The sequence below is a fragment of the Ruegeria sp. TASC047 genome, assembly GCF_059612445.1.
In genome coordinates, this window is the sequence record NZ_JBXWQP010000017.1 from 41,296 (window position 1) to 49,982 (window position 8,687).

The 8,687-nt window shown below is 54.7% G+C and carries 7 protein-coding genes; 6 read left to right on the forward strand and 1 reads right to left on the reverse strand.

All coding sequences use genetic code 11. The features are described from left to right. Positions 1 to 18: 18 nt before the first annotated feature. Positions 19 to 840: a 3-oxoadipate:acetyl-CoA acetyltransferase gene (locus tag AC2FLO_RS02150; protein WP_480920853.1), complete on the forward strand. Its 822-nt coding sequence runs from the start codon at positions 19 to 21 to the stop codon at positions 838 to 840. 66 nt (positions 841 to 906) lie between these two features. After that, entirely contained in the window at positions 907 to 1,968 is a 1,062-nt protein-coding gene (locus tag AC2FLO_RS02155) for a 3-carboxy-cis,cis-muconate cycloisomerase (protein WP_496754642.1), read from the forward strand. Positions 1,969 to 2,421: 453 nt separating this feature from the next. On the opposite strand, the gene AC2FLO_RS02160 is transcribed toward AC2FLO_RS02155, so the two are convergent. Beyond that, complete coding sequence (locus tag AC2FLO_RS02160) at positions 2,422 to 3,204, reverse strand: DeoR/GlpR family DNA-binding transcription regulator (protein ID WP_496754640.1); 783 nt, start codon at positions 3,202 to 3,204, stop codon at positions 2,422 to 2,424. A 146-nt stretch (positions 3,205 to 3,350) separates the two neighbouring features. Between AC2FLO_RS02160 and AC2FLO_RS02165 the strand changes: the two genes are divergently transcribed. The 4 genes from AC2FLO_RS02165 to AC2FLO_RS02180 all read left to right on the forward strand — a co-directional run bounded on the left by AC2FLO_RS02165 (position 3,351) and on the right by AC2FLO_RS02180 (position 8,627). Next, positions 3,351 to 5,774 (forward strand): GcvT family protein, encoded by a 2,424-nt coding sequence (locus AC2FLO_RS02165; RefSeq protein WP_496754638.1) that lies wholly within the window; start codon positions 3,351 to 3,353, stop codon positions 5,772 to 5,774. Positions 5,775 to 5,789: 15 nt separating this feature from the next. After that, positions 5,790 to 6,722, forward strand: coding sequence for a phosphotransferase (locus AC2FLO_RS02170; protein ID WP_496754637.1), 933 nt, complete (start codon positions 5,790 to 5,792; stop codon positions 6,720 to 6,722). Between the two features lie 721 nt (positions 6,723 to 7,443). Then, positions 7,444 to 8,016 carry a helix-turn-helix domain-containing protein gene (locus AC2FLO_RS02175; protein ID WP_480484623.1) on the forward strand — a complete coding sequence of 191 codons (573 nt, stop codon included), beginning with the start codon at positions 7,444 to 7,446 and terminating at the stop codon, positions 8,014 to 8,016. 221 nt (positions 8,017 to 8,237) lie between these two features. After that, positions 8,238 to 8,627 carry an ABC transporter substrate-binding protein gene (locus AC2FLO_RS02180; protein ID WP_496754635.1) on the forward strand — a complete coding sequence of 130 codons (390 nt, stop codon included), beginning with the start codon at positions 8,238 to 8,240 and terminating at the stop codon, positions 8,625 to 8,627. Positions 8,628 to 8,687: the final 60 nt, after the last annotated feature.

Below are 8,687 nucleotides of genomic sequence, written 5' to 3' on the forward strand. Positions count from 1 at the left end.
TTAATTCAGGAAATCACCATGACCAAACCCTGCATCATTTGCGTGGCCATCACCGGTTCCCTGCCGACCAAGAAGAACAACCCAGCGGTGCCGATCTCGGTTGCGGAACAGGTCGAAAGCACGCAAGAGGCGTTCGAGGCCGGGGCCAGCATTGTCCACGCCCATGTTCGCAACGATGATCAGACGCCCAGCAGCGACCCCGAAAAATTCGCTCTCTTGAAAGAGGGTTTGCAAAAACACTGCCCCGGAATGATCATCCAGTTTTCCACCGGCGGGCGGTCAGGGGCCGGTCAGGCCAGGGGCGGAATGCTGCCCCTGTCACCTGATATGGCTTCGCTGTCTGTTGGGTCGAACAACTTTCCCACCCGGGTTTATGAAAACCCACCCGACCTGGTGGACTGGCTGTCAGCCGAGATGCGAAAATACGAAGTCACACCCGAGATCGAGGCGTTTGACCTGTCCCACATCCTGCAAGCGATCAGATTGCACAAGGAAGGCAAGCTGTATGGCAAGCTATATGTTCAATTTGTCATGGGTGTAAAAAACGCGATGCCAGTCGACAGGGCCGTGTTCGACTTCTACGTAAAATCCATGCAGGATCGCGCTCCGGATGCCGAATGGTGTGCCGCTGGGATCGGTCCAAACCAGATTGTGGTAAATGAATGGGCTATTGCTGCGGGCGGGCACACGCGAACAGGTCTGGAAGACAATGTCCGGCTGGACCGCAACACGCTTGCGCCTTCGAACGCTGCGTTGGTCAATCGCGTGACAGAGCTATGCGCAAAGCACGAACGTCCGGTCGCTACCTGGCAACAGGCCCGCGAGATTTTGGCTCTTTGAGCGCAGGGAGTAATTGTGCCATGACGATTGATTCCCACCCGCTTCAATTCAAAGGCCATATATAGGATGGAACAGCTTTCCACTCATCCCTGGCTCAGCGGGCTGTTTGAGGACCCACAGACCTCAGAGTTGCTGGGTGCAAAGGCTCAGCTGAGACACATGCTGTCCGTCGAGGCCGCATATTCAGAGGCTTTGGCGGCTGTCGGCACCGTACCACCCGAGGTGGCGGAAACCGCGGCAAAACTCATCCGACAACACGGTCCCGACATGCAGGTGCTGCGCGACGGGACGGCATCGGATGGCGTTGTGGTGCCCGCGCTGGTGCGGTCGCTCAAAGCGGCATTGCCTGATCATTGCCACGTCGCGCTGCATAAGGGGATGACCTCGCAGGATGTTGTCGACACCGCTCTGGTTTTGTCAATCAAGGACATTCTGAAGGTTTTTTCGGCCCGTCTTTCTGACCTGACGGATGCGCTTGTGGCGCTGGAACAGGCACATGGCGAACACGTGATGATGGGGCGAACCCGAATGCAGGCGGCATTGCAGATTTCTGTTGCCACGCGCCTGCGAAACTGGCGGTTGCCATTGACCGATCACCAGAAACGCCTGACCGAATTGCAGCCCAGATTGCTTGTGCTGCAACTTGGCGGTGCCGTTGGCGACCGCGCCGGGATGCACGGGTCCGGACAGGCAATCGCACATCATATGGCCCATAGGCTTGACCTGACCAGCTGCGATGCAAACTGGCATACCCGCCGGGACAATCTTGCAGAATTTGCCTCATGGCTTTCATTGATAACCGGATCGCTGGGGAAGATCGGTCAGGACGTGTCGCTTATGGCCCAGCAGGGGGTGGACGAGGTTTCGCTGACAGGTGGCGGCGGATCTTCGGCGATGCCTCACAAGCGCAACCCGGTCCGCGCGGAACTGCTGGTCGCACTGGCTCGTTTCAACGCAACCCAACTGTCGGGCATGCATCAGGCGCTGGTGCACGAGCAAGAACGTTCCGGCGTTGCCTGGACGCTGGAATGGATGATCCTGCCCCAGATGATCCTGGCAACGGGGCAGGCTCTGATCAGCTGTGGTACGTTAGTGCAACAGATCGAACGGATAGGCATGGTGGAGTGACTGCACTGGCCTCTGAGCCCGACGTTACTCAGGTGCGACGCTGACTTGGCGTCGCAGGTTCTGTCACTTGTTTCGCATCGTGTTTCCTCCGTTTTCCCAATCACAACGACGGGCCACTTCAGTAGCGAAGGATCAGTGTCGGTGCGGGCAACCATAAGTCATCGAACAATCGAGAACAGGCAGCGTTCCCGATCAAGGCGATGGCCGAGGATCGCCCTGTCGATCTGTCGCTGGCTTATTTCACGGCCAAGGAAGTCAGCCTACGTTGGACGGAACATATCGGAATTTCGTTGAAGCGGATATCAGGACAGTTGCCATTTTGGAGTGCCGGAGTATGTCAGATGTCGCCGACAATATTGATGCGGCACACGCGTTATGCAAGCGACGCAATCCCGCCACTCCACACAGCTTTGTGGTAAACAATAGGAAAAAACGTCCGTTCCCAAAGGCCAATCACTCATCAGAAGTTTGAAACTGATCTGCGGCGATTACTGTCTTTGCCCGACCTATGACGCCTTCAAATTTTGGCGCAGGCTTCCGCTCGGTTATCAGGAAGTCACTTGCCGAAAGAGCCGGAAGACGCAAGGCCGGTTTGGGTTCGGATGCCTGGAACTTGGTCGAGTCCACTGCCATGAAACATCGTTCGCTGATCGCCTTCATTGCGACCGCAATATCGACTTCGCATTGTTCGAACACCAAAAAACCCTGTTTCGGATCCACACGTGACGCCGACAGGATTGAGTACTCCACCGACATATTTGCAATAACGTCAAAGGCCGCGCGGTCGAACGCTGCCCCGTCATGATTTCGAAGCTGTGTGCCTGCCATAAAGACCCGGTTGCCGTTCCCCATGGCCAAAGTTGTTGCGATGAACGCTGAATTCGTCACCACGGTAAGATCTCTGCGCGCCTTGAGGGCTTGGGCCACAAAACCCGACGTAGATCCCGTATCGATAGCAATGGACGCGTTATCTGGCACAAGGTTCAATATTGACTTGGCAATGGCGACTTTCGCTGCGCGGTTGGTTGTCATACGCGCGATGAAAGGGGGATCCAGAACCTTTTGGGTGCTGATCAACGCGCCGTGAACCTTGTCGATTTGCCCCGCATCCACCAACGGCTTTACAATTCGACGGATTGTCTGATCGGAAACGTTAAGCTTCTGCGCCAGGTCCATGACCGAGATTCGGCCATGCATGTTAACCGCGCTCAGGATGTCCTTTTCGTATTTTGACATTCAGTCACTCGGATGTTGGACTTTAACAGGATAAATTGTAGTTACTCCCTTAAATCGACATATTTCAACACTCTTGTTTAATTTTTGTTGATTTATTTTGGCCGATACGGTGATCTGGCACCCAATTTGTCGACAGGGGCGAGGCCATGACAACCCATTCTGCAAAACACCTTATTATTGGCGGCGGCATCATCGGATGCTCAATCGCTTATCATCTGGCCCGGGCAGGTGAGACGGATGTGGTCCTTCTGGAAAAGGCATCTCTGACAGAGGGGGCAACGTGGCATGCCGCCGGGCTGGTTGGGCAATTGCGATCTTCCCGCAATACAACCCGGATGCTGAAACGGTCAGTCGCGCTCTACGACCGGCTGGCTGACGAGACCGGTATGGAATTCGACTGGAAGAAAGTCGGCAGCTTGCGGCTGGCGGCAACCAAGGAACGGTTACTGGAGGCAAAACGCTTGGCGACGATGGCACGCAGTTTTGACCTGGAGATGGAAATCATCTCACCCGCCGAAGCGAAGGCCCTGTTTCCCTATATCGATGCCGACGGGTTAGAGGGGGCCGCCTTTATTCCGTCGGACGGCCACGTTGACCCCGCTGGCCTGTGTCTGGCGATTGCAGCCGGTGCGCGTAACCACGGCGCGCAGATCAGGCAGGGGGTGAAGGTTGAGGATTTCGAAATCCGCAATGGTCGCATAACCAAAGTGATGACAACCAACGGCGACTATGAGGCGGAAACCGTTGTGCTGGCCTCGGGCATGTGGAGCCGTGAACTGGCGGCAAAACTGGGCGTCGTGGTGCCAGCCTGCGCTGTCGAGCACCAATATGTCGTAACAGAACCGTTGCCAGAGCCGGAATTGGCCAAGGGCCTGCCCACACTGCGCGACCCCGAGCGTCTGGTCTATTACAAGCCCGATGCTGGCGGGCGTCTGGTCATCGGAGGTTACGAAGACGACACATTGCCATTTGGAGAACGGGGTATTCCCGGAGAGTTTGTGCGCCAGTTGCTGCCTGACAATCTTGACCGTTTCGCGCCGCTGGCTGAACTTGCCGGTGTCGTCACCCCTGTCGTGAACCAGGTCGGAATCCGGCAAATCATCAATGGACCGATCCCCTATTCCGCCGATGGTGATTTTGTAATGGGCTGGGCCCCTGAGATCAAGAACCTGATGCTTTCGACCGGGTTCCTCTACGGCATTGCGGCTGGCGGGGGCGCGGGGGAAATGATCGCCGAATGGATTCTGAACGGGCGCCCAAGCCTGGATCTTTGGCCATTGGACGTGCGGCGGTTCAGCCCACATCATGCGACCAAGGCCTTTATGTATCCCCGAGCCGTCGAACATTACGCGCATCACTACAAGATGCGCTATCCGGGCCAGGAGGCCGAGACCGCACGTAATTTGCGCTTGTCTCCACTATATAACCGATTGAAAGAACACGGGGCGGTTTATGGATCGAAGAACGGGTGGGAACGGCCTTTGTGGTTTGCCCCAGCTGGGGTCGCCCCAGTGGATCAGCTCGATTTCCTCAATCCCGGTTGGCATGTCTTCGCGGCCGAAGAACACCGCGCTGCCCGCGAAAGTGTCGTTCTGATCGACCAGTCGAGCTTTTCCAAGTTCGAGCTGATCGGCTCTAGCGCGTTGGGTGTGTTGCAACACCTGGCGGTCTCAAACATGGACAAGCCGGATGGCAGCGTAATCTATACCCAACTTTGTAACGACAAAGGCGGCGTCGAGGCGGATGTCACTATCACCCGCCTAGGGCGCGACCATTTCTATATCGTGACCGGCGCCGGATTCGGGGTTCACGATTCCGACTGGATCCGACGTCATCTACCGGAAGACGGATCAGCACATTTAATCGAGGTTACCTCTTCCCGGGCGGTGATCAACATCTGCGGACCAAAAGCGCGCGACGTCCTGCAGGCGGTAACCGAAGAGGATATCTCAAACGCTGCGTTTCCCTTTGCAACAGCGCGCGACATTACAGTCGGAGCAGCAAGAGTGCGTGCGGTGCGCATAGGCTATACCGGCGAGTTGGGCTGGGAACTGCACATCCCAACCGAATTTGCACTTCATGTCTATGATCAGCTTTGGAAGGCCGGACAGGCCCATGGCATCCGCGATATCGGCTACCGGGCCATTGACTCGCTGCGCCTGGAAAAGGGGTATCTTTACTGGAGCACCGACATCACCCCGGACTATACACCTGTAGAAGCGGGCCTAGGCTCTCGCGTCCACCTGAAATCGAAGGAAAGTTTCATAGGGCGCGATGTGCTGGAGGACCAGAAATCCAATGGCACGGCACAGATACACTGTACCTTTGTGACCGAAGAAAAACTGCCGATGACCGGGGGAGAAACCATCCTGCACAATGGCGTAACCGTTTCGCGCGCCAGCAGCGGTGGTTATGGGTACCATGTCGGGAAAACGATCATCTACGGCTATCTTCCGGTGGCGATGACGGACCAGACGGAATTCGAACTCGAACTGTTCGGTGACCGCAAACAGATCCGCCGGGTGGACGGGTCTCTGTTCGAATCGACCAATGAACGGCTAAAAGCCTGAGGGGGAGGGCAGAAAATGACTGACGGAAACACTGACCGTGTCCTGAGTGAACTTCGCAACCTGAAAGGCTTTGAGGACACCTCAGCACAAAACAGCAAAATCAAGCGGCTGGGTGGGTTGACCAACCTAGTCTACAGAGTGGAAACCTGCGGGCACACCATGATCGTTCGCATCCCCGGAGACGGCACCGCGGATTATATCGATCGTGGCGTTGAGATTCACAATGCCAAGGTCGCAGCCGAAGCTGGTATCGGTCCCGCTGTGCTTTGGGCGGATGCAGATACCGGTGTGATGATCAGTGACTGCATTGACGATATCGTCACCATGACACCCGAGCTTTTCGCAGCGCGCACCGGAGCGGCCGCGCGTGCCGGGCATGCCCTGCGGCAACTACACGAGTCACCCCGTCCTTTCGAGTTCCGGTTCGAACTTTTTTCGATGATCGATGAATATCTGAAAGTCCTGGCAACAAAGGATATTTCCCTACCCGAAGGCTATACTGAAATCGTCACCGAAGCGGCGCCGATCAAACAGCTGCTGCAGGACAAGCCGGGCGCGCTGGTTCCCAGCCATTGCGATCCGCTTTGCGAGAACTTTCTCGACAATGGCAACCGTATGTGGATCGTGGATTTCGAATATTCCGGGATGAATGATGCTCTTTGGGACCTCGGCGATTTGTCAGTCGAAGCCGGGCTGACCGAGAAGCAGGAAATCGAAATGCTGACCTCCTATTTTGGCGCGGCACCAACAGCGGCTCAATTCGGGCGAATGGTGATCTACAAGGCGATGTGCGATCTTCTGTGGACACTCTGGGGCTTGATCCAACATGCCGATGATAACCCGGCCGAAGATTTCTGGGCCTATGCTACGGGTCGGTTCGACAGGTGCAAGGCACTGATGTTCAATCCTGCTTTCGCGGCGCATGTTCAGGCAGTTGCGAACGAATAGTGCAGATGGATAAGTTGCAATCTCTTGATGAATGACTGGCATGTGGAAATGAAAAATGGTTCGGACAAATGGGATTCGAACAGGTTTCACGGTAGGCTCTTTGAGGGGCCGCAACGTCCCCAAAACGTCGGTTAAAATGCTGTGCAATTCTACCTGAGGCACAGTTTCCTGTCGTGATCGAACAGATATCATAGCTGAATGCGGTCCGAGAGTTGATCTGGCGACCTCAACATACGGGTTGCGATTTTTCACCGTTGGTCTTTGCCCGGGGCACATTCGAAGGAACGCTAAGTGCAGAATTCCTGGCGCTTGGTCGAAACGTATATCAACGCAACAGGTACGCGGGCGTTTCTTCGCCCCTTCTTGAATGAAGGCGTCAAAATCACTGATTTCCTTCTGTGCGCGCGGTGAAGTAAGTCGACTGTAACAAGGTCCCTTGTCATATCTGAGTCTGTCATAGCGGCGGGCTGATTTGGCTAGGTTCCTCACACGTGTTCGCCAAGACAACGCCTCTCATTCAGAAACTTGTAGAGACACGAAGGTCCGAACCAAATTTGCTTTTCAGGGTCAAAAACACTTTTAGTAGAAACTTAGCCAATGATAACCGTACCGGTTATGAAGTTCGCCTAGGTAAGCGAATCGCTGTCCCCTTTGGACACTGGTACAGGATTTGCTGAAACAAGGCCTCTGAGAGCTGTCGAGCTCTACCACTAGAGAAGAAATGATGGATCAGAAAAATCACCCGTCTCAACTGGGGAAAGCAATTCGACGCCGCCGGAAAGCGCTTGGCAAAACACTTGTCGAGGTTGCGGATGAAGCTGATTTGACGACAGGATTCATATCGCAGGTTGAACGCGGCATCAGTGCCCCGTCCCTGTCTTCGCTTATGGCAATTGCTGCATCTTTGAAGACCAGCATTGAACAGCTAGTCAGCGTTCCCGAAGAGTACACCGAATACGTTCGCAAAGATCGACGTCAAACCTATGCTTTGGGAGTCAACGGGCGGTTCTATGAAAAGTTGGGTCCGGGGTTTTCGGGCGCGCTTTTGTATCCTTGTATTGTTCATCGCCCTGCGGGTCACATGTCCGAGAAGATGTGTCACGAAGGCGAGACCTTTTGTTATCTGATTTCGGGTCAGTTGGAATATCATCTGGGTGACGAAGTCCACATCATGTCGAGCGGTGACACGATACATCACGACGCGTCCAAGCCGCATTATTCGATCGTTCTAGGAGATACCGAAGCGGTTGAATTGTGGGTGGATACGACGCCGATCAAAAATACGTCCAAGTAATCGCACCGGCTGAACCGCTTACTGAAAGTTCTCCATATTCTATCGCGGGGTCGCACTTGAAAGTGCTGCCCCGAACGTCGTGGCGTGCCCCGAAATTCTCAATCAATGCTTCTGTGAACACAATATGCAATTTACGCATAGCTAAAAAACGTTTTAGCGGTAATGAAGTTAATATATACCACTTTCACGCGATGGAGAATCGCTTTGGGAGGAACTCATCAATGAAACGTAATTTGATGGCAGCGACTGCCGTCGTGGCCGCTGCAATGGCCCTACCTTTGTTTGCACAAGAGCGTGGTGGCATTCTGAATTTCGCCAGATATGACGGATCAAACCTGATTGACCCTATTTATGCCGATCGAAACCCTGACATCTGGATGGTTGGCAGCCTTTTCGACACGCTTTTGCGCCCCAGTGAAGATGGGAACTCTGTCATCCCAGGACTGGCCGAAGAATACAGTATCTCCGACGATGGACAGTCTGTATCGCTTACCTTGCGCAGCGGCGTCTCGTTTTCGGATGGAACACCTTTGACCGGAGAAGACGTTGTCTTTTCGCTGGATCGCGCCCGCAATCCCGATCTGAGCCCATGGGTGAGCAGCCTCATCTGACTGGTCCAAGTTGATTGTTAGTGCATCATTGGCCTGTGATCCATTGAGATGATGGTTTCG